At 42.1% G+C, this 21,675-nt stretch carries 17 protein-coding genes; 4 read left to right on the top strand and 13 right to left on the bottom strand.

Features of this window, described 5'->3' with window-relative positions; all coding sequences use genetic code 11:
• Window positions 1–36 precede the first annotated feature (36 nt).
• On the top strand, window positions 37–912 hold the full coding sequence (locus tag SG0102_RS06510) for a LysR family transcriptional regulator (RefSeq protein ID WP_125119201.1): 876 nt from the start codon (window positions 37–39) through the stop codon (window positions 910–912).
• Here the strand turns inward: SG0102_RS06510 and SG0102_RS06505 are convergent.
• Entirely contained in the window at window positions 896–1,750 is an 855-nt protein-coding gene (locus SG0102_RS06505) for a DUF2971 domain-containing protein (protein WP_125119200.1), read from the bottom strand. The two genes, SG0102_RS06510 and SG0102_RS06505, sit on opposite strands and share 17 nt — an antisense overlap.
• A 115-nt stretch (window positions 1,751–1,865) precedes the next feature.
• Here SG0102_RS06505 and SG0102_RS06500 point away from each other — a divergent pair, with 115 nt between their 5' ends.
• The gene (locus SG0102_RS06500) at window positions 1,866–2,240 is read left to right on the top strand and encodes a 4Fe-4S dicluster domain-containing protein (protein WP_125119199.1); all 375 of its coding nucleotides are present in this window, start codon (window positions 1,866–1,868) and stop codon (window positions 2,238–2,240) included.
• A 57-nt stretch (window positions 2,241–2,297) separates the two neighbouring features.
• On the opposite strand, the gene SG0102_RS06495 is transcribed toward SG0102_RS06500, so the two are convergent.
• The 4 genes from SG0102_RS06495 to iscB form a co-directional block, all read right to left on the bottom strand.
• Window positions 2,298–4,175 (bottom strand): heavy metal translocating P-type ATPase, encoded by a 1,878-nt coding sequence (locus tag SG0102_RS06495; protein ID WP_231999867.1) that lies wholly within the window; start codon window positions 4,173–4,175, stop codon window positions 2,298–2,300.
• 13 nt (window positions 4,176–4,188) lie between these two features.
• Window positions 4,189–4,503, bottom strand: coding sequence for an ArsR/SmtB family transcription factor (locus SG0102_RS06490; RefSeq protein ID WP_179951185.1), 315 nt, complete (start codon window positions 4,501–4,503; stop codon window positions 4,189–4,191).
• A gap of 651 nt (window positions 4,504–5,154) precedes the next feature.
• Window positions 5,155–6,414: an amidohydrolase family protein gene (locus SG0102_RS06485; RefSeq protein WP_125119198.1), complete on the bottom strand. Its 1,260-nt coding sequence runs from the start codon at window positions 6,412–6,414 to the stop codon at window positions 5,155–5,157.
• Window positions 6,415–6,478: 64 nt separating this feature from the next.
• Window positions 6,479–7,834: an RNA-guided endonuclease IscB gene (iscB, locus tag SG0102_RS06480; RefSeq protein ID WP_125119197.1), complete on the bottom strand. Its 1,356-nt coding sequence runs from the start codon at window positions 7,832–7,834 to the stop codon at window positions 6,479–6,481.
• Window positions 7,835–8,144: 310 nt separating this feature from the next.
• On the opposite strand from iscB, the gene SG0102_RS06475 reads away from it, so the two are divergent.
• On the top strand, window positions 8,145–9,329 hold the full coding sequence (locus SG0102_RS06475; RefSeq protein WP_125119196.1) for an IS110 family RNA-guided transposase: 1,185 nt from the start codon (window positions 8,145–8,147) through the stop codon (window positions 9,327–9,329).
• Window positions 9,330–9,916: 587 nt separating this feature from the next.
• Here the strand turns inward: SG0102_RS06475 and SG0102_RS06470 are convergent.
• The 8 genes from SG0102_RS06470 to SG0102_RS06435 form a co-directional block, all read right to left on the bottom strand.
• Window positions 9,917–11,338 (bottom strand): hypothetical protein, encoded by a 1,422-nt coding sequence (locus SG0102_RS06470; RefSeq protein ID WP_125119195.1) that lies wholly within the window; start codon window positions 11,336–11,338, stop codon window positions 9,917–9,919.
• Window positions 11,339–11,419: 81 nt separating this feature from the next.
• Window positions 11,420–11,920, bottom strand: coding sequence for an HD domain-containing protein (locus SG0102_RS06465; protein WP_125119194.1), 501 nt, complete (start codon window positions 11,918–11,920; stop codon window positions 11,420–11,422).
• On the bottom strand, window positions 11,917–12,480 hold the full coding sequence (locus tag SG0102_RS06460; RefSeq protein ID WP_125119193.1) for an SOS response-associated peptidase: 564 nt from the start codon (window positions 12,478–12,480) through the stop codon (window positions 11,917–11,919). Before SG0102_RS06460 ends, SG0102_RS06465 begins: the two co-directional genes overlap by 4 nt.
• Window positions 12,481–12,963: a GNAT family N-acetyltransferase gene (locus SG0102_RS06455; protein WP_125119192.1), complete on the bottom strand. Its 483-nt coding sequence runs from the start codon at window positions 12,961–12,963 to the stop codon at window positions 12,481–12,483.
• A gap of 77 nt (window positions 12,964–13,040) precedes the next feature.
• Window positions 13,041–14,894 (bottom strand): ABC transporter ATP-binding protein, encoded by a 1,854-nt coding sequence (locus SG0102_RS06450; RefSeq protein ID WP_125119191.1) that lies wholly within the window; start codon window positions 14,892–14,894, stop codon window positions 13,041–13,043.
• A complete protein-coding gene (locus SG0102_RS06445) occupies window positions 14,884–17,988 on the bottom strand; it encodes an ABC transporter ATP-binding protein (RefSeq protein WP_231999866.1) in 3,105 nt (1,034 codons plus the stop codon). The genes SG0102_RS06450 and SG0102_RS06445 overlap by 11 nt, the downstream gene beginning before the upstream one ends.
• Window positions 17,981–18,442: a MarR family winged helix-turn-helix transcriptional regulator gene (locus SG0102_RS06440; RefSeq protein ID WP_125119190.1), complete on the bottom strand. Its 462-nt coding sequence runs from the start codon at window positions 18,440–18,442 to the stop codon at window positions 17,981–17,983. The genes SG0102_RS06445 and SG0102_RS06440 overlap by 8 nt, the downstream gene beginning before the upstream one ends.
• 148 nt (window positions 18,443–18,590) lie before the next feature.
• The gene (locus tag SG0102_RS06435; protein WP_125119189.1) at window positions 18,591–19,475 is read right to left on the bottom strand and encodes a hypothetical protein; all 885 of its coding nucleotides are present in this window, start codon (window positions 19,473–19,475) and stop codon (window positions 18,591–18,593) included.
• Between the two features lie 375 nt (window positions 19,476–19,850).
• On the opposite strand from SG0102_RS06435, the gene SG0102_RS06430 reads away from it, so the two are divergent.
• Window positions 19,851–21,272 carry an IS110 family RNA-guided transposase gene (locus tag SG0102_RS06430; RefSeq protein WP_157982958.1) on the top strand — a complete coding sequence of 474 codons (1,422 nt, stop codon included), beginning with the start codon at window positions 19,851–19,853 and terminating at the stop codon, window positions 21,270–21,272.
• The last annotated feature ends 403 nt before the right edge of the window (window positions 21,273–21,675 follow it).

The raw sequence follows: 21,675 nt of genomic DNA, 5'->3' as shown, positions 1-21,675 counted from the left end.
GTAATATTAGGTATTAATATTACTTATGGAGGTCTTATGAATACTAAATTAGATCAATACCGCATCTTTAACGAAGCGGCTCAGGCTCTCTCTTTTTCCAAAGCGGCCAAAAATCTCTATATCTCTCAGTCAGCCATCTCCCAGACGATCACCGCCTTAGAGAAAGAGCTCGATACCACCCTTTTTGTCCGTCACGCGAAAGGTGTTTCTTTAACCAAAGAAGGCCGGCTGCTTTATCAGGAGACAGCCCAGGCTTTATCGCTTATCGAAAAAGCAGAAAATAACCTGATCAACTTAAAGGAACTCAAAGGCGGAGACTTTGTCATCGGGGCTCCCGATACGCTATGTGTTCATTATTTAACGCCTTATTTAGTGAAGTTTCGTGAACGCTATCCCCTTGTTCATGTCCGCGTTGTCAATGGCACATCTTTAGAAACGATCAAACGCCTTAAAAGCGGGCAGTTAGACTTAGCTTTTGTCAATCTGCCTTTTGATGATGAGGCCATTATCACCAAGCCCTGTTTAACGGTTCATGACATCTTTGTCTCCGGTCATCCGGATGACCATTTGTATTCTTATAAAGAGCTATCCCATAAAAAGCTGATTATGTTAGAGCGCTTATCTAATTCCCGCCGCTATGTTGATCATATCTTTGCGAAAGAAGGCATCCATCTTTCTCCAGAAATGGAATTAGGCGCACATGAGCTGCTGCTCAACTTTGCGAAAAATGACTTAGGCATCTCGGTGGTGATCAAAGAATTCAGCCAAATGATGTTAGATCATCAGGAGATCTATGAATTACACTTAGAAAAGCCCTTGCCAGAGCGCTCAATTGGTTATGCCTATGCTTCTCGTTTATCATTGTCCCAGGCCGCCAGTAAATTTATTGAATTGCTTAATAACGCAGCTTAAGCTGAGAAAGCTCAATAGGAACGTGATAGCCTAAATAATCGAGATACACTTCCATCCCTTTACGGGCTAAATCGACATGATTTTTTGGAGCAACGGTCATGCCCCGAATAGGCAGCTTTCCTTCACCAATGCGGATTTTGATATAAGGTAAGAGGAAGCCATCCTGTTCGCGAAAACAAATTTGCGATTTATTAGGATTTTTAAAGACGATGCGGTATTCCTGTTCGGCCGCAAATTCTTTCTGCTTAAAAAACATTGCATAAACCCCCATTAAGGAGCGAAACTTTGTACTTAAGGCTTTAAAGTCTGGCGAACCAGGATGTCTTAACTCTTCATCCATAATCGTTTCAAATGGTTTCCCGACTTTACTAGCGATCACTTCAGTTAGTAAGTGATAAATCAGATCCTTCTGCTTTTTCTCATCATAAATGACATGACCATGACAATAGATGGAGTTATGGGCATTGATCCCGCGGATCAGCGATTTGGCATCAAAGGCAATGTTATAACCCGTGCTTTCGCCAAATTCCGCCCATAAGGTAATATCATCAGGGTTAATGGAAAAAGAAATGACAAAAATATCGGTTCGGGCAAAATCTTCCATCGTCGCCACAATCTGCTGGTCTAATAAACAGACATAATCCTGATTCTTGACATCTTTTAACATCTTCTTGGCCACTTCGATAATATAAGCCATTTCATTAGTATCATTTAAAAAGCTGCTTCTAGTCGCATATAGCACCCCCGTTTTGAGAATCGACTGCACACTCTTACATTTTGTATAGTGATATAACAATTCATCTTTGCCAACATGATCTAAGGATATAAATCGATGCATCACAATCACCCTTTTTCATTTTAGCACGAAAGCGCTTATCTTCCGTGAAGATTGTGATAAAATAAGAAAAAATGCCCATCCCGAGATGAGCATTCCTTCCTGAGCGATTTGTTTTGTGGCTTCTTTAGATGATGTCATGAGGGTTTTATCTGGAATGAGCACGATCGATCAGTTAAATGATAACGTCTCTTACATGGATGACTTTCAGCCATTAAATAGCGATGAAATCAATACTATTAAAAAGGCGCAGGACATTATGCGCGCCTTAGATTCCATTGCCTGCACAGCTTGTCATTACTGCACCCCAGGGTGCCCACAGCAGATTCCGATTCCGGAAATCTTTGAAGCGATGAATCGTAAACTGCTTTTCCATGATGATGAAGCGGCCCTTAAACGTTATCATCAGAAAACCAACGGAAAATCTAAAGCAAAAGATTGTATTGCCTGCGGGCAATGTAAGTTTGCCTTCCGCAGCATCTTACCATCATAGAGTACGTAAAGCGCGCTCCTGCGACTTTTGACTAAAAAAACTGGGTTGCCCCAGTTTTTATTTTGTTCGCAAAGCGCGCATACTATTAATAATCGCGATGACAGCCACGCCGACATCCGCAAAGACGGCCATCCACATATTGGCTAAACCAACCGCCCCTAAGATTAAGACCGCAAACTTTACCGCTAAAGAGAAGATGATATTTTGATTAGAGATAGCGATCGTTTTACGGGCGATACGAATAATCGCTGGAATACGTTTGATATTATCATCCATAATCACGACATCGGCCGCTTCAATAGCCGCATCACTGCCCAGTGATCCCATCGCAATCCCGACATCGGCGCGGGCTAAGACCGGCGCATCGTTGATGCCATCACCAATAAAGGCTAAAGTATGTTTTTCATCTGTGGATTTGAGTAATGCTTCCACTTTCTCCACTTTATCGCCCGGTAATAATTCACTGTATACTTCATCGACGCCTAACTGTTTTCCTACTGCGTCACCAACAGATTTCTTATCCCCGGTTAACATCACGACATCTTTTACGCCCGCAGCTTTCATTTCTTCAATCGCCGCTTTGGCTTCCGGTTTGATTTCATCGGAGATGAGGATGGTGCCTAAGAACTTGGCATCTTTAGCCACATAGACAATGGTACTCACCGCATCTTCACTATTTTCATAAGCAATCTTCTGTTCTTCCATTAAACGCTTATTACCAACATAAATAGTGCCAATGCTCGTTTCACAGATCACGCCCTGGCCAGCCACATTGGTAATGTTTTTGATGATCTGTTCATCTAATGAACCTTGATAGGCCTGTTTGATGGAATTGGCAATCGGATGCGTTGATAAATGTTCGGCTAACGCCGCATAATATAAGACTTTTTGTGGATCTTCTTTGGTTTTTACGTCATTGACCTGGAAGACCCCTTTGGTTAATGTCCCAGTTTTATCAGAGACAACCGTTGTTAAATGGGCAACGGATTCCAAGTAGTTCGACCCTTTGACTAAGACGCCGGCTTTTGAAGCGGCGCCAATCCCGCCAAAGAAGGCTAATGGCACGGAAATAACTAACGCGCAAGGGCAGGAAATAACGAGGAACGTGCAGGCACGATAAATCCAAGTCATCCAGTGACCGACAAATAAGGGCGGAATAAGGGCTAAAGCTAAAGCCGCAAAAACGACCGCAGGGGTATAAATCCGGGCAAAGCGGGTAATAAAGTTTTCAACTTTAGACTTTTTAGAAGAAGCATTTTCAACTAAATCAAGAATCTTTGCAACGGTTGAATCTTCATACATCTTCGTCGCCCGAATCTTCAGTAACCCTTCCCCATTGACACAGCCGGAAATGATTTCATCACCCTGCTTTACGCTGCGCGGGACACTTTCACCAGTTAAAGCACTGGTATTTACCAGCGAACTGCCTTCGATGACTTCACCATCGACAGGCACACGTTCGCCTGGTTTAATGACTAATGTATCCCCAACTTCCACGTCATAAGGATCACATTCTTCAACTTTGCCGTCTCTTTCAATATTGGCATATTCCGGCTCAATATCCATGAGGTCACTAATATTTTTACGGGATTTTCCAACGGCATAAGACTGGAACCACTCACCGACTTGGTAAAAGAGCATTACCGCAACGGCTTCAGCGTTTTCGCCAGTGGCGAAAGCGCCAAAAGTCGCAACCGCCATCAAGAAGGATTCATCAAACATCTGTTTGTTTTTGATACCGATGAGCGCTTTCTTCACCACTTCTCCGCCAACGATGATATAAGGAATCAAGTAAAGCAGAAACGTGAGCAATAAACGATAAGGCACATGCGCTAATAAACCGCTATGATCGATGATCACGACGATAATATAGGCAATCAGGCCACTGCCAATCATCTTTAAATCTTTTTTGAGTTTATCTGACATTTCTAACATAAGATTCACCTCTCTATTCTTCAATATGTTCTTTGCCCATGGCAATAATCGTTTTCACATGATCATCAGCTAAGCGATAATACATCGCCTTGCCTTCCCGGCGGCTGGTAATCAGTTTTGATGTTTTGAGTATTTTGAGCTGATGAGAAATAGCACTCTGGGTCATATCTAAATCTTCCGTAATCTCTGAGACGTTCTTTTCGCCATCAAAGAGATCATATAAGATTTTGATTCTTGTCGAATCGCCAAACATCTTAAAGAGTTCAGCGAGATCCCCTAATTCATCTTCGCTCATATGATGTATTTTCCCTGTTTGATAATGAGTCATAAGCTTCTCCTTTATATGAGTATCTCTTCATATGTATATATTATCATATGTTCATTATAAGTCAAGACAAATAAAAAAACTTAATGTCATTAAGTTAAGAAAAACGGACGGCTTCCCTAGCTTATAAACATTGACAGGTTCGTTTTATCACGTATCATAACGAAACGATGAAAGGTTATCACAATGTGTGGTCCACGCATTAGGAAAAGGCACTGTCTGCTTCGCTATGAGTGAGGGTAGATAATGATTGGTGGTAAATCTGAAAAATCGAAATGGACGCGTTCATTTGAACTGCCCATAGCTCTTACTTTGGTTACATTAAGCATGAGCTTTAGGAAAACACTAACAAAATGCCACCACTTTCTATCTCCCCCCGCCATGAGCAGAATTTCATCTTTTATGAGTCAGTGCATGATCATTGTTTTATCTTTTTGATGCAATCAGGAAAACAGCAAAACGCGCCTTTGGTATGCTGCTTACTTAACAAGTTACTTCGATTCCTGCACACAAAAAAGACCACATGTTAATAATGTGATCTTCACTTAATGATGTTGGCATATGATTGCGCTCTGTTTGTATGTTGTAAAGTGGTATCCTTCGTGCCTTAATCTTCAAAATCATCTTCCGCTAAGACTTTCTTCATTGCCTCATCTAGGATCTGATCAATGTCAGAATTACGTTCGACCTGGGGGTTTCAATAATCTGACCTTTGGTGATGACATAAGATAAATCACGTAAAGCGGATAAATCATCAAGCGGATTGTTTTTAGTCACAATCAAATCAGCGCATTTCCCAGATTCAATGGTCCCGATGCTAAACTCTTTGCCTAAGATCTTCGCATTGACACAGGTCGCTGTATGCAGCGCAAAGTTATTGTCAACATGGCAGTAATGCGTAAAGTAAACAAGTTCTCGCCACATATCATAATGGGTCACAAATGGCGAACCGCTGACGGTGCCTAGTCCCACTGGAATGCGATGGGCAATGCAGGCTTTCGCCCCTTCACTCATACCGCGTAAAATAACCTTGCCGGCATGATGGGCATCAGCGCTCGCAAAGGTCTGACTTTCGTCTAAATAAGCATAAGGAATGGTTGGCGAAATGGTGCAGACAGCAACGCTTGGGTTAGTTTTAAAGGTATCAGCCATCCCTTTAGACAAGACGGAACCATGTTCAATGACATCAACTTTGTTGTCAAGAGCGACCGATAAGCCGATCTGTCCCTGAACATGAGCCGTCACTTTGAGACCTAATTCATGGGCATTGATCACGGCCGTACGGACATAAGAGGCAGGCATTTTGAGAACGCCTGGTTCATCATCTGGTTCATGCATATCGCCGGTAATGACAATTTTAATATAATCGACGCCTTCCTCGGCAAGCTTATGGACATACATCGCGACTTCTTCATCGCTGTTGACTTCGTACGCTAACGAGCCCGCTAGCGGCGCTCCTGGCACAGAAATGGCTTTGTTGGCGGCGATAATACGTGGGCCGACAACGGTATGATCACTGACAAAATCACGAATTTTGGTATCGAAGTCTTCGATCCCGCCAGTTGTCCGAATGGTGGTCACCCCGCTCATCAACTGGGTTTTGGCGGCTTCGATACATTTTTTCATCGTCATCTTACGCGTCAGAGGCAAAGCCGTGGCCATTTTGGTTTTGGTAATCGGATTCATCTGCCGTTTACTGACTTTGCCAGAAAAAGGCAGATGGACATCTAAATTAATGAGACCCGGCATTAAATACTGACCTTGTAAATTGAGGTCTTCATATCCTTTGGTATCGTAAGATGAAGGAACGATCGCTTCAATGCGATCTTCATTCACTAAGACAATCACATCATCCTGAGGCACCATTTCTCTGGTACCGTCTAAGACGATGGCATTTTTAATGGCATATTTCATTGATATATAGGCACAAGGATACCTGCGAATTCATTCGCAGGAGGAATTGTGCCATCCTCCTTCTCTATTTAACAGGCATATACCCACCTGCATGAATAATCTTCTCTACTTTCTTAACAGGCACTGACTTCTTGGCGTCTGTCACAACATATGTGCCTTTGTTATGAACGCCCTTTGCCCTATGCTTCTCTCCACCAATAACAACAGTATCGCCAGGACGCAGTTTATAGTGGCTTCTTCTGATCACGCGTCTGCCTTTCGAAACTTTCCGCTCTCTGAATACGCGAAGGTTCTTCTCGGAGTGTCTTGACTCGCTTCTGGCTGTGCGTCCGCATGACAGCTCTGCACCTTTCTTTGTCTTGCCGTCTCGCGCATCAACGTATTTTGCATCAAAGAATTTTTCAAGGATGCGGTTATTCCGTCTCAGCTTCTGAAAATGCATAAAAGGCGTCCTGCGTCTTGGATGGAATTCTCCCATGGCGTAGGCGTCATTGGCATGCGACTTTTCAAGGTGTAGGACTCTTCTTGCCTCCTGCGTAGCAGCGCCATATGTCATGTGCCATTCTAAATCAGGGTGGGTGCTTTTCAGCGTTCTGAACATCTGCCATCTGACAGCGTTCATGAAGGCTGCGCCGTTAAACGGCTTCGTCCTAGGCTTCAGGTCGTACAGCTTTCCGCCCGGCTTGTGGTTTGCCGAAGTATGGCATTTTGTGCAGACGGTCAGCAGATTGCTCATGCGGTTCGTATGATCGCCTGTTTCGAAGCCGATATGATGCACTCTCAGAATAGCGCCTTCATCCGCGGTTTCCCCGCACACCTGGCATGTGTAATTGTCACGATAGAAAATGGCTTTTCTCAGCGTGTTCATGCCGTATCGCGGCCCTTTCTGATAATCATCGCCTTTAAGCACGGTGCCTGTTGCCTCAAACTCATGCATGGCGTGGACGTCAAACGAGCCCATTTCAAACGTGGCTGAAACTATCGGCATGACCTCAAGGAACCGCTCAAAAATACGGATATGCTGATCGCGGATGTTTCTCAGCGACGGCGCCAGCCATCCTTCCTTTTTGGAAGCTGTCCGATTATCAAAACGGGGCTTTCTGTAGCGGAGTCTGTTTCTTCTTGCGCGGCGCATTTTCCGGCGGTCATCATGCCGCTTCTTCTCATCCTGAAGCATGTCAAATTGGCAGTCAAAATACTCGTGTTTTTCTGATTTGATGGATACACCAATATGTTTGTATCCCGTATCGCAGCAGTACTCGATCGGCTGCATATTCTCGCTTACGATTCTTGTAAGCATGATCGTGAACGGCTTATGTTTAAAGATGACGGCCTTGCCGTTTTTCAGCAGCTTTCTTGCGCGATACTCGCTTGTCGGCATCAGCGGCTTTTTATCCGGCGCTACAACGCATACGCTCATGGGGTTTCCTCCTGGTATATTCTAATTAGCTCATCTAGCTAATAGGAATATACATTTCCTTTCTATCAACTTTACATACGTAGTTGATTACTGTTTAGAAATAGTATATGTTTGAAAAAGTGAATGTGTATGTGGATTTATATCCCTCCCTGTAGCTTTGACTACTTAGGAAAGTATCATACCGCAGACTTATTCACCAGCAACCATCAGTTAGATGAGTCTTTGAACTCGCATTTCGAACCAGGATTTGCAGATTAAGCCCTGTGGGTTCAACACAGTCACAAAATCTATAATCGAAAGGAACTTAACTATGATTACATCAGGAATTGACATTGGAAAGAATTCCCATGTCATCTCAGTCATTGATCAGGATACAGGCGTTCCGCTAGTCAAGCCGACATCCTTCACCAACAACTTTGAAGGATTCAAGAAGCTCGACAAAATTCTAGAACCGTATTCAGAAAAAAATCTGAGAGTCGGCATGGAAGATACCGGACACTATCACTTCAATCTTCTCCATCATCTTCTTAAAGAAGGATACAGCACGTATCTCATTAACCCTTCAAAGACAGATGCAGAAAGAAAGTTAACCGGAAACATCACAAAAAATGATCAGCAGGATTCAATGCAGATTGCAGATATTCTAGCATATCCAGCAAGAAAGAAGCTTTACCGAAAGGTTGATATGACCTTCTTTTCCATGGACGAGCAGAAAAGTCTTACGCGTCTGCACGCAGATCTTACGGAACAGCTGTGTCCAATAGGCAATAAAATACAGAAGTCGCTGGACATCCTGTTTCCCGAATACAACAGCTTATTTGGCGGCCATTATGGCAAAACCTATATGAAGATCCTTATGACCTTTAAATCAGCCGCTAACATTGCCGAAGCTGACATTAGCGATATCAAGGAAGCAATGAAGCATAACGGCCGAGGAAGAGGCGTTAGCTTTACTGCTGAGGACCTCCAGGCACTAGCAAGAAATTCGGTTGCACAGGCAAATAAAGGCGAGGAATACGCCCTTGAGGCCCGACTTGATCAGTACACTGTGGTAGCAGAGCAGCTTGAAAAAGTGGATAAAAAAATAGAAGAGCTGTCAAAAGAAACAAACTCTCCTATGTTAACCATTCCAGGAATTTCACACCTTTCCTGTACCACCATTCTAGCTGAAATACGCTGCATTGGCAACTTCAATTCGGCAGCAAAGCTTACAAAATTTGCAGGAGTAGCTCCAAAGCACTACGAATCAAGCCAGTTTGACGCTAAGCACTGCTCAATATCCAAGAAAGGCAACAAGTATCTGAGAAAGATACTCTATCAGATAATAACGCCTGTCATTAACAATAATAAGGTCTTCAAGGACTACTATGACAAGAAGATCAGCGAAGGAAAGAGCCATAGGTGTGCACAGGGCCACTGCGTAAGAAAGCTTCTCAGGATCATCTTCCACATTCTTGCGACTGGCGAAGGCTTTGATCCAGACAAGCTGAAGTAGACGCTTCAGCTTCTTTGATGTTTTTTACATATCTTTTTGAAAACTTCGCAAAAAGCTATAGGAGATTTGCATCACAGATTTGTGAATAATCTCGCATACTATTCATTTTTCAAGGTTCTATATACTATTTGTATACTAACTGAAATCAAATAAAATTTTCAAACTTTTTCATAAAACTACTTGATTTTTATATAGTTAGCTTTCCTGTAAAATAATAATGTTTGAATATATAAATCTAATCAGCTAATCTAAGATTGATAAATAAGTGTGTGCTTACGCACGCCTGCATACGCTTGCCGGAGGCAGTATATATGCAGTTTCTCCCTTTCAGGGTAGTTCCCATCGCCAAGGTTATCCGCAGTTGTGTATGACATGCACACTTCTCCTGCCCGTCAGAGATGTTTAATGCATGCCCGCAGAGCGAGGGACGTGGGAAGAATCCCCTGGTGCCTATATTTTTGCGGATAACGTAGTGCCTAAGGCACATTAGGCTAATCAGCTAGTACGTATGTACCGACGCCAGTCTTAGGCCTGCGCGAGACAAGCCTGCGACTTTAGTCGCGGGTAGTTGACACATTCCTCTCCTTCTAGTTCTTTGGGTCGTTTTCTAAACGCATAATGATTTGGATCATTTCCCCAAAGAGAATGTATTCTTTGAGATTTTCAATTTTTTTAATCGGCGGAATATACTCTTCCGGCACATAGTTTTTAATGGCGTGATAGAGTTCGTCTTCACTTGGGACATTCGAACAGTAATAAGCAATTTCCTCCGGTCCTAAGACACTGATCACGCCAGCTAAGGTTTTAGCGAGAATTTCTTTGGACCCATCCTCACTTTTCCCGAGTTTTTCGGGATCATCGCTATAGGCAATGGGCATATACTGCACTTCCCCAGCCACATTTTCAAAACCTTTAATCAGCTGACCCTTATAAATGGAGCCAACGCCACCAATATAATGCCCACGTGGTAAAAACATAAAGGACAAGGAATCGACATCATCCTGCAAAGCATAAAGGCCGCTGACAATGGCATTGACATCATTATCCAATGAGAAAGTTAAGGAAGGATGTAACCCTTTGAGATAACCTACCACATCCGTATGATCAAAACCATGTCCAAGCAAAGTCATATGACCGCAGGCCATAATGCCTGGCGCCGCGATGGCCACATGTTTGATGTGCGGGCACTTCATCAGTGCCATATTGATAATATCATTGAAATCCACTAATGCGATGGCATGTTTAATGATATCCCCATAGGTAAGGATATTCTGCTTTTCATAAACGCGATAATGGAGATGCACATGGTGTGCTGTTTTGATGATGCCAATGGCTAAAATCTGATCCGGATGATTGATGGAAAGCCGTAATACACCTGGTAAGTTGACGCTTTCCTTTTTGTTTTCATCTTCGAAAAGTGTCTTTTCAATCAGTTTAAAAACCGCATCACAATCATATTTTGCAAAAGCGATGGACGGAATCGTCGTCACCGGTGTCCGATCAAAGATCGATCTCACACGGGCTTCCTGATAGCTGATCTGCGGGGCTAAAAGGATAATATTATAATCGGTCCCGACATTCGCTAATTCATTATAAGCGACAGCTTCAAAAGAGTAATCCTTATGCATCGCCTTTGCGGCGGTATTGAGCTGATCCGCAAAAAAGCCGGTCGTCAGGCCGCTGGTACAGCTTAATAAGACTTTGACGGTCTTTTGTTCATTAAACGTCGACATCGTCGATACCATTTCTCTAAATAAGCAAACTGCATGTTTTAAGGTCTGCATTTGAAAATGGAGATAGTATTCAATCTGATCGGTTTTCTTGTTGGTTACTGATAATTCCATGACGCACTGATCATGGAAGACAATTTTCCCAATCGTTACATCACTCGTTAAGACAATCGCTTCTTCTGGCGATGTCTCTTCACTAATGGTATATTCCTCACTCTTTTGGAATGTCAGCCACTTTTTAAAGACGGCTACGTAGATCTCTTTTAAAAATTCATCCACCGCTATCACCTCGATACGTTTATTGTATCACAAAAACATGTCTTCAAAATAGTGTTTCCAAACAAAAAGACAAATAGTGAGCTATTTGTCTAGACCAAACATCGCGTTGATGATGGCGATGCCAGATGCGGTTTTGAAGAAATGATCGCGAGCATTAATAATCGCTGATTTAGGCATATCATCTTCATACGCATTGACTAAAAAGTCCGCTTCAATAATAATCTGGAAATCTAGGCCATCAACGGCTTTGATTGTATGATGATGACCAACAATAAAGCAGACACGATCAATAAAGTCCGCTTTAAAATGCAGTTTTTCCATCATTTCCTTTGCCAGATCAGGGCCATATTCTTCCTGCAGCTTAGGCGTAGAATAGCCCACTTCCTTTTCCGCTTTACGAATGCCGATATCATGGACGTAGCCAGTTGCTTCCACTAAGTGCATCACTTCTTTGTCACAGTCTTCCAAGGAAGCGATCTCTTTCGCTAGTGACGCTACTTTAATAAAGTGCTGGATGCGTTTAGGATCGCCTTCATAATAATCAATCATCGTTTTCATGAGTGTATTGAGTTTCTTTCTCATTTGTCTTCCTCCCCAAATAAACATAGCTGCTCGTAAGCTTTATGTGCTTTCACAAGCGGCGGCTTCTTCTTTAACAAGTCTTCAACATAACGATCATCAAACCACATTTTTAATTCTTTCGGCTCTAAAATAAGCGGCATTCGATCATGATAAGGTGCGACGCTTTGATTGGCCTTGGTCGTGATAATAATATAATGCCCCTGCCTATCATAGAAGCCAGCTAAGTACATCAGATAACCATTTTGATAACGGAAACTGATCTTCTGATGATCATGATCCCATTCATAAAACTGTCGCGTTGGAATCAGGCAACGCCTTTTCTGCAATGACTCTTTAAAGGTCACCTTTTCCAATGCGGTTTCGGCGCGCGCGTTAATGAGCAGGCCGCTTTTACCTAAAAAGCCCCATTGCATCTTTTGCACGCAGAAAGTATCGTGATAAAGAATAACCGGCGCCCAATCACTCGGTTTGATATCGCGCGTCTCACCGGTTAATTCTTCCTTTGCATACTTTTGCAAAGATGCTAAAATCGCCCGATCTAATAAATAACTGCCGCACATTTAAAACGCCAATAACATGTCATACCAAAGCGCCCCGCCATGAGTTGACTGTGACTGACCTAAACAGGTAAAGCCAAAGCTTTCATAAAAAGGCTTTAGCCGCTTCTTACAGGTTAAGACAATGCCTTTCTTCTTTCTGCTTTTCGCAAGATCAATATAAGCGCGCATCAAAGCTTTGCCGATGCCCCGGCCCTGATAAGGCGGCTCAACATCAATGCCAAAGACGCACATATAAGCGCCGCTGGGATCATGTAAAGAGGCATCTTCATAGAAGCGATCTTCTAAGATCGTCTGATTGGTGGTATTGCCATTAATAAAACCGACAATCTTCCCTTCTTCCTTAGCGATTAAGAAGTTTTCCGGAAAGGCGCGATAACGCGCTTTGAGGTCGCTGTAGCTGGCCGCTTCCGCTAAGGGAAAGCAGTCGGCTTCAATAAAAGCGAGTTTTTGAATATCTTTTTTCTGTGGCTGAATGATCTCCATAGTCTCTCTCCTTTGCCTTCTATTATAGACGAAAGTTTTCTTTGAATAAACAAAAACACATGGGAAATTCCCATGTGTTAAACACTGCGTTCAAACTGTGACTGATATAAGTCAGCGTAGAAGCCATGTTTTGCAAGTAACTGCTGGTGATTACCGATTTCTACGATATCGCCATCTTTTAAGACAATAATGGTATTGGCATCACGAATCGTTGATAAACGATGGGCGATGACAAACGATGTACGTCCTTCCATTAATTTGTCCATCCCGTTTTGAATGAGTAATTCCGTACGGGTATCGACTGATGAAGTGGCTTCATCAAGAATTAAGATCTTCGGATCTTTGACGAAAGCACGGGCAATCGTTAATAGCTGTTTCTGACCCGCAGAGATGTTGTTAGATTCTTCATTGATCATCGTATCAAAGCCTTCTGGCATCTGTTCAATAAAGTGCGTGGCATAGGCATTATCACAAGCCTGTTTGATCTCTTCGTCAGTGGCATCCAGATTACCATATTTGAGGTTTTCTTTGATGGTGCCATTAAACAGCCAGGTATCCTGTAAGACCATCCCGAACATAGAGCGTAAGTCTTCCCGTTTCATATCGGTGATGTTCTTGCCATCGATCATAATTTCTCCGCCATTGAGTTCATAGAAACGCATCAGCAGTTTAATAATCGTCGTTTTCCCTGCACCAGTTGGTCCGACGATGGCCACTTTCTGACCGGCATGCACATGTAAGTTAAAATCATTGATAATGATTTTATCAGGATTATAGCCAAAGTGCACATCTGCAAAAGTGACAGCGCCTTTCATAGCATCGACTTCGCTTCTGCTTACTAAGGCTTTGTCTTCCACCATTTCCTGAGCATCTAAGAATTCAAAGACACGTTCACTGGCCGCTGCTGTACTTTGTAGCATGTTCATAATCTGAGCGACCTGGGCGATTGGCTGATTGAAGGAACGGACATACTGAATGAAAGCCTGGATATCACCAACGGTGATAATATCACCGGTGGCTAAGAAGCCGCCGACAATACAAACAGCGACATAACCGAAGTTCCCTATCAGCTGTGTGACTGGCATCATTAAAGAACCAAAGAACTGTGATTTCCAGCCGGAATCATAAAGTTCATTGTTGTATTTGTCAAAAGTATTCACGGCATCGGCTTCACCATTGAAGGCTTTGACAATCTGATGTCCACCATACATTTCTTCGATATGCCCATCGACATCCCCTAAGGAATTCTGCTGGGCGATGTAGAACTTCTGAGAACGTTTCATGATCTGCCCTAAGACCGTTAAGGTAACTGGTAAGGTCAGCAATGAAATGATGGTCATCTGCCAAGAGATGGATAACATCATCGCCAGAATCCCGATGACCATGGTCGTTGAGGTAATGATCTGCGACATCGACTGGTTGAGGGAAGTCGCAATGGTATCAATATCATTTGTGACACGAGAGAGGATATCCCCGCTGGAATGACGATCGAAATAGCTCAATGGCAAACGATCCATCTTTTCGGAGATATCTTTACGTAAGTTGTAGGCAACTTTCTGTGAGACGGTCGCAGTGATCCAACCCTGAATATAAGAGAAGAGCATCGATACTAAATAGAGCGTCGCACAGATCAGTAAGATTCTGGTAATGTAAGTAAAGTCAATGCCACCGGTATTTTTGACTTTCGCCATAATCCCGGATGATAACTTATCGGTCGCTTTCGCTAAAATCTTCGGACCGACGATCGAGAAGATCGTCGAGCCAATCGCCGTCACAATGACAGCGATTAAAGCCGCATAGTAAGGACGAAGATAGCGAATCAGCTTTTTGAATGTCCCTGAGAAGTCTTTGGCTTTTTCGCCCGAACGGCTGACCCCGGCATGAGGACCGCCTTTAGGAGCGTTATTTCTTCGACGACGATTATCGCTCATTCTCTAATTCCTCCTTTGATAACTGTGAGTAGGCAATTTCTTTATACACTTCACAGCTTTGTAATAACTCTTTATGGGTGCCGCGGCCAACGATCCGGCCTTCATCTAAGACGATGATTTGATCCGCATCCATGATTGAAGCAATACGCTGACCAACAATTAAAACAGTATTTTTTGTTTTCGCACTCATCTTGGTGAGTTCATGACGTAATTTGGCATCAGTCTTGAAGTCTAAGGCACTAAATGAATCATCGAAGATGAGAATTTCTGGTTTCTTCGCTAAGGCCCGAGCGATCGCTAAACGCTGACGCTGACCGCCAGAGACGTTCGTCCCGCCCTGCGCGATTTCGGTATTCATGCCCTTTTCTAAATGACTGATAAATTCTTCTGACTGAGAAATACGAACCGCTTCGGCGATATCTTCTTCGGTCGCGTTTGGCGCCCCATAAGTAATATTAGAAGTAACAGTGCCGCTAAAGAGCACGCCTTTTTGTGGCACCACCCCAATGCGTTCACGTAATTCATGTAAGCTACTATCTTTGACGTTCACCCCATCGACGCTCACCTGACCGCTTGTTACATCATAGAAACGCGGAATCAGGTTAATCAATGTAGATTTCCCCGAACCAGTCGAACCGATAAAGGCGGTTGTCTGACCAGGCTTTGCCACGAAACTGATATGTTCTAAGGCTGGTTCACTAGCGCCAGGATAAGTGAAAGTGACATCATCGAAGACGATACGTCCTTTTTCGTTGTCATCAAAAGGCACGGGTGTTGCTTTTTCGACGATTGCTGGCGTGGTATTGAGGACTTCCGCAATACGGTTGGCAGAAACGCTCGCTCTTGGCAGCATGATTCCGATCATCGCGATAAATAAGAAAGCCATAATAATCATGATCCCATACTGTAAGAAGGCCATCATTTCCCCAATCTGGATCTTACCTAAATCAATCTGTTTAGAGCCGACATAGATAATCACTAAAGTTAAAGCATTCATAATAAACATCATGATTGGCATTAAAGAGGCCATCACGCGGTTTACGAATAAGTTGACTTTCGTTAAGTTGGTATTAGACTGATCGAAACGTTTTTCACTTTCTTTTTCATTACCGAATGCGCGGATGACTAAGACCCCTGATAAGTTTTCACGCATTGATAAGTTGAGCTTATCAATAAGCTGCTGGATAATCTTGAATTTTGGCATGGCAATGGAGAACGTAACAGCTAAGATGCCTAAAATAATAAGAATCACAACGCCGATGACCCATGTCATCGAGACAGATGATTCAATCGCATGCGTCACTGCCCCAAAGCCTAAGATTGGCGCATAGCAGACCATACGAATAAACATCACCGTCACCTGCTGGATCTGGGTAATATCGTTGGTTGAACGAGTAATTAATGAAGCGGTTGAGAAACGATCCATTTCTTCATTCGAGAAGGATTCTACCTTCTTGAAGAGCGCTAATCGTAAATCTCTGGCTACGCCAGCCCCGATCTTTGAAGCGAATAAAGCAGCGACGATTGTCACAATCGCGCCTAATAAGGCAATAACCACCATTTTCATCCCGGCTTTAAAGATATAGTCATTTTGAATCTGATCAGTATCTGCACCTAAACGTTTGTATTCCGATTTGACCGCCTGGCCACCAGCGATATTCATCGTTGACTCACCCATTGTCTTCATCTGTTTATCAATACTTTTGAAGATTTTGTTTTTGGTTTTGGCATCCATCTGATCAATGAAGTAGAACATATCGCCATTATTAGCAGCGGTCTGCATTTCATTAATCTTTTTACCGCCATCATCAATCTTCTTTTGCGCTTTATCAATTTGTTTTTTCGCTTTAGCGAGCTGAGCTTTCCCTTTTGGCAGCGCTGTTTTGGCTTTGTCTAATTTGACTTTGGCTGCATCTAACTGCTTTTTTCCAGCATCCAGTTTGGCTTTTGCACTCGCTAATTTGGCTTTCCCCTGATCAATCTGGACTTTGGCTTTCGCTAACTGCGCTTTACCGGTTTGCATCTGCTTGCCAACTTTGTCTAACTGGGCTTTGCCCGTTGCCATTTGGACTTTGACTTTGTCTAACTGTTTTTTTGATGCCTCCAGTTTGCTTTTCATCGTCTTTAATGAAGCGCCCTGCGCTAAAACTTTCTTGCTTTGTGGATTGTCTAAAGTTTTCTTTAAAGCCTCCGCCTGGCCACTTAATTTCGCTTTCGTCGCCTCATCAGCAGTCGCCATCTGTTTTTGCAGAGCCTGATACGACGTCTGTGCCTGTGCGAGCTTAGTATATGCAGCTTTAAGCTGATTGTACTGTTTGACACCGTTATTGTATCCGGCCACGCCTTGCTGGTATTTTTGATAGCCGGCATTATACTTAGCGACTCCTTGCTGATATTTCGCTTCGCCAGCTTTCATTTTCGTGACGCCCTGGTTATATTTCTCTTCACCCATTTTTAATGAAGCGACCCCTTTATTGTAACCAGCTAAACCTTTCTTGTAGCCAGCCATCCCTTTGTTGTACCCAGCTAAACCTTTTTTATAACCATCTTCGGCTTTTTTGATTTTCTTCACGCCGTCTTCATACTTCTTTTTCCCATCATTGAATTTTTGCAGACCCTTATTGTAGGAAGAAGTCGCTTTTTCAACGGCTGTATTCATTTTCTTCTGCATCTTTTTGAAAGATTCAGATTTCTTATTGTCTGATGATAAAGATTCCGCAATAAGCATGCCTTTGATCATCGCTTTATTAAGCTTATCTTCGTTGGCATCTTTCTTTAAGACATATAAGTCTTTAGCTTTCGGAAATTTCTTCTTAAGATCTTTTGAAACATCCTTGGCTTTGGTATAGGTATAGCTGTCTTTAATAACCTTCTGATGCGCTTTTGTGGAAAGTGTCATCAGATGTTTATAAGTGGTGGGACTTAAAGCCTCCGCTACGGCATTATCAAAGCCGCCAGCCTGAATCCCATTAGAAACAATATCACTCATATAATCTGGCAAAGCTAATTCTGACTGCGCCTGACCAAAGATACAGACCAGGGCTAATAAGAATAGAAACCAGTAACGAGCAAAATACTTACGCAGTTTAAGCATCCTGTTCTCCTTTCATTTTCTCTAAGTTCTTTTCTACTTGGGTTAAAAGATGAATGAGATGTTTGATATCTTCATCATCGATGTCTGCCATCATCCCCTCATGAATTTTATTGAGATGCGCAATCGCTTTATCCATCGCTTCTTTAGCTAATGGAGTTGTCTCTAAATGGTATTTCCGGCGATCTTTTTCATCAACCACCCGTTTCAGATACCCTTCTTTTTCCAGTTTCTTCATCCGCACGGATAACGTCGCTTCAGAAATACCAAGCTTTTTCGCAATCTGTTTTTGCGTTAAATCCGTTTGATCAATCAGATAAAGAACCGCTGAGGTTTCCCTGGTCAGATTGACATCGCTCATTTCACAGCGCATGACGTTAAAACTCAAATTGCGAATGCGCCGCCATTTGGCATGGATTTCTCGATATCGTTCATCCTTCCATATTTCAATATTCATGCATTCACCTTCTTTTTACTTAGGATACTAAGTATTATAGTTAGTACCCTAAGTATTTTCAAGCACTTTTTTCATGAGAACGCATTCATGTCACAAGATTTTTTATTTCAACGAAAAAGAAGGATGGCAGCGTGTTCTGCCATCCCCATTACGCTTTAAAATAAGCGGCTGGAATTTTTGTGTGCTTCTTAGCGATGATCTGATCATTGTCATCATTTTCTAAAACAAGAGTCACTTGCGCCCCTGATTTTACTGGATTAACCCCATCTTTGGTAAGATCCTTCGCTTCCATGCGATATTCCGCTACACGTTTCTTTCCTTTTTTCACTTCATTATCTTCTTCATCAAGATCAATATAATGACCATTAATACGCATATTATTAGCCTTCAGTTCAATGTTTTGCGCAGCGTTATTTGTAATTGTCACCTGCATGACATATTCCTGCTTCTGACGATCATAGTCATAACGATCAAAGGTCGCTTTGACACCTTTCGCATTGAAGATCACTTTCTTCTTTTTCTTTTTGACATAAGCCTTGCTTGCGGCCTGATAATTCTTAAAAGCCTTTAATGGAATCGTAATCGTTTCTTTAATCTTTTGATCATCTTCTTTTTCAATTACCAAACGCATCTTCGCCTGATTAAAAGTAATCCCGGCTTTATTAATATCCGCAACGAAGATTTTCATTTGTCCATTGATGGTCTGATGTGCGTCCACTTCTTCAAAATTCATGTCTAATGGCACCTGATAACCATGCACCAGGCACGTGTCATAATCCACTTCTACTTCATCACGACTCTTATTTTGTACTTTGGTTTGAATAATAAAGGCTTTTTGGCTCTTATTGTAAGTATAGCCTTGCAGGCTCATCGTCACATCCTGTCCTTTAAACAGCGTGGCTGGTTTCATAACTCGCACACTTCTTGCCGGCATGTTTGTGGTCTCTACCTTGTTTGACTGATGATAAGAACTGACGCAGCCAGTCATCATCACACACATCAAAGAGAGAAAAATGTTTTTTAATACTTTCATCTGCATCCTCCTCAGTAAGATCATAAACGTTTTCCCTTCATTATCCCTTCTTTTTTCCTCCTCGTATAATATGTTTGTAATTTGATTAATGAATCATCGCTAGTAATTGATGATTCTTTAGATTTGAATATACACTTCAAATCCAGGATAATAGATTCTGTTTTGAACCTAAGGTTGTATTCTTTCCTCCTGCGGCCCCTATGGGATGTCCGCTTCAGAAAGACTTATTCCTCAGCCAAAACAGTTCTTTATACCCTAATGAGTTTGTTGAAGCTTTGTTTGCATTGTCTTCTTATTTTCGAGGTCGCGTTTGTCTTGGCTTAGAGGTGCAGTTCAAAACAAATTACTATCAATTTATGAAATGAGGTACTTATCGTGAAAAACAATATCTTTTCAAAACAATATGATTTATTTCTCGGTTTAGACGTTTCTAAAGGCAAAGCAGACGCTGCCATTTATAAACGTAACAGAGATAGAAATGTTAAATCCAAATTTGTTCGAAAGGCGATAAAGTTTAAATTCACCAAGCCAGGTGTCGATGAGTTCCTCGATACCGTTAGACATTACAAAGATGAAGACTGCCTGAGCGTTCTTTTCGCAATGGAAGTAACAGGCGTGTACTCTGACAATGTCTACATGTATATACGCGATCATCTCCAGGAAAGTGAATCAGTTAAGTTTCTGGATACTAAATTCGTTGACAGGTGGCGCGATGCACACGGATATGCCAAATCCGATCCACTTGACGCTAAGACTATTGCACAGATGTGCGCAACTGATGATGATGCACGTTATGTTGAAAAAGCTCCTAATTACAACGAAGAAAACAACAAAAAAGGACATGCGAATCTAAAACTTCTGACGCATCGCTATCAGCAGCTGAATAAACAGCTAAATGCTGAATATAATCGACTGAGTGCACAGTGTGAAAAGTTCTTCCCCGAGCTTACCGCTGTTTTCTCAATACGTTCTGCGACTGCGCTTGCAATCTTAGAGGCATATCCTACTGCACATCATATCATTAAATCTTCTAAAAATGAAGTCTTTAATGTGGCTTACGAGGCCTCTAAGCATCGCTGTAAGGAAGCTAAAATAGACGATTTGTTCGATCTTTGTGAAAATACCATAGTTACTCTTAATGTTCCTGAGGAAGCTGAACTGGTCACCGCTGAAATGGTCAGCAGTATCAGAAATCTGCTTCAGACAAGGAGAAACTACAAGAAAATGATGGTTAATCTTGCTTCAGAACAGCCTGCATTTAAGCGTCTTCAGACATTAATCGGCGTTGGTGAAGAATCCGCAGCTATGATTCTTGGTGAGGTATATGACATAGCTCTTTCCAAGAAAGCGGAAAACTTTGCATCATACTGTGGATTAACGCCAAGAAATAAGAAATCAGGTTCATCAGTTGATACCCATGGGAAGATTTCCAAAATGGGATCGCCTATCCTCAGACACGCTATATACCTGGCATCAGAGTATGCCAGACGGCATAATCCATACCTTGCCAACCTGTTTGCAAGGGTTAAAAACGGCAATAAGAAGCGCCATAAGCTTGCAATAGTAGCTGTTGCCAATAAGATGGCACGTTATATTTACGCTATTCTTAAGCATGATAGTGATTTCGTACTGCTTTATGAGGATCTCATGAAGCTTCCGGAAGATACCCGAGCCACGTTCTTCCAAAGTATTACTACTGACATTCCAGAAAAGACAAGAAGATGTATTTACAAATATTCTGATGAGAATGGTGTAGTACATGATTTTACCTTTACTGGAAATGACTCAGAAGAGTGATACTGTATGTAGATTTTTGATATAAAACACATATGTTTCAATAACTTGTGACAACTTTCACATTTATACACACTAAGACGTTTTCTTTTTGCAATTTTTAATACTACATATTTGTAGTACTCACCTCTAATCCGAGACAAACTCACTTGGCTTTAGAATCAGAGTAAACAAAGATTCAATTAATTTATACAATTAACAAAATCAACTCCTTTCATATTTTCTATTGACATTTAATAGTATGTCTTTCTTTACGTATTCTTTACTTCATATTAACCTATTTCTTACCTCTTGTCATGCGTTTTGATCTTCATAAAAAAAAGAAAGCATTTATGTTTCTGAGTCTCTATATTAATTTGGGGTTTTGACAAGCTATAAAAGTTTTTGGGGTACCACTCTCAGAAAC

Origin of the sequence: Intestinibaculum porci (genome assembly GCF_003925875.1) — a bacterium.
GTDB classification, from domain to species: Bacteria; Bacillota_I; Bacilli_A; order Erysipelotrichales; family Coprobacillaceae; genus Intestinibaculum; species Intestinibaculum porci.
This window is presented reverse-complemented; position numbering and strand designations above follow the sequence as displayed.

Coding starts and splice junctions, on each gene's coding strand:
- SG0102_RS06455 (WP_125119192.1), bottom strand. CDS start 12,963: ATGGAGATCATTCAGCCACAGAAAAAAGATATTCAAAAACTCGCTTTT.
- SG0102_RS06475 (WP_125119196.1), top strand. CDS start 8,145: ATGATTACATCAGGAATTGACATTGGAAAGAATTCCCATGTCATCTCA.
- SG0102_RS06495 (WP_231999867.1), bottom strand. CDS start 4,175: ATGTTAGAAATGTCAGATAAACTCAAAAAAGATTTAAAGATGATTGGC.
- SG0102_RS06450 (WP_125119191.1), bottom strand. CDS start 14,894: ATGAGCGATAATCGTCGTCGAAGAAATAACGCTCCTAAAGGCGGTCCT.
- SG0102_RS06485 (WP_125119198.1), bottom strand. CDS start 6,414: ATGAAATATGCCATTAAAAATGCCATCGTCTTAGACGGTACCAGAGAA.
- SG0102_RS06435 (WP_125119189.1), bottom strand. CDS start 19,475: ATGAAAGTATTAAAAAACATTTTTCTCTCTTTGATGTGTGTGATGATG.
- SG0102_RS06505 (WP_125119200.1), bottom strand. CDS start 1,750: ATGCATCGATTTATATCCTTAGATCATGTTGGCAAAGATGAATTGTTA.
- SG0102_RS06490 (WP_179951185.1), bottom strand. CDS start 4,503: ATGACTCATTATCAAACAGGGAAAATACATCATATGAGCGAAGATGAA.
- SG0102_RS06445 (WP_231999866.1), bottom strand. CDS start 17,988: ATGCTTAAACTGCGTAAGTATTTTGCTCGTTACTGGTTTCTATTCTTA.
- iscB (WP_125119197.1), bottom strand. CDS start 7,834: ATGAGCGTATGCGTTGTAGCGCCGGATAAAAAGCCGCTGATGCCGACA.
- SG0102_RS06465 (WP_125119194.1), bottom strand. CDS start 11,920: ATGAGAAAGAAACTCAATACACTCATGAAAACGATGATTGATTATTAT.
- SG0102_RS06440 (WP_125119190.1), bottom strand. CDS start 18,442: ATGAATATTGAAATATGGAAGGATGAACGATATCGAGAAATCCATGCC.
- SG0102_RS06460 (WP_125119193.1), bottom strand. CDS start 12,480: ATGTGCGGCAGTTATTTATTAGATCGGGCGATTTTAGCATCTTTGCAA.
- SG0102_RS06510 (WP_125119201.1), top strand. CDS start 37: ATGAATACTAAATTAGATCAATACCGCATCTTTAACGAAGCGGCTCAG.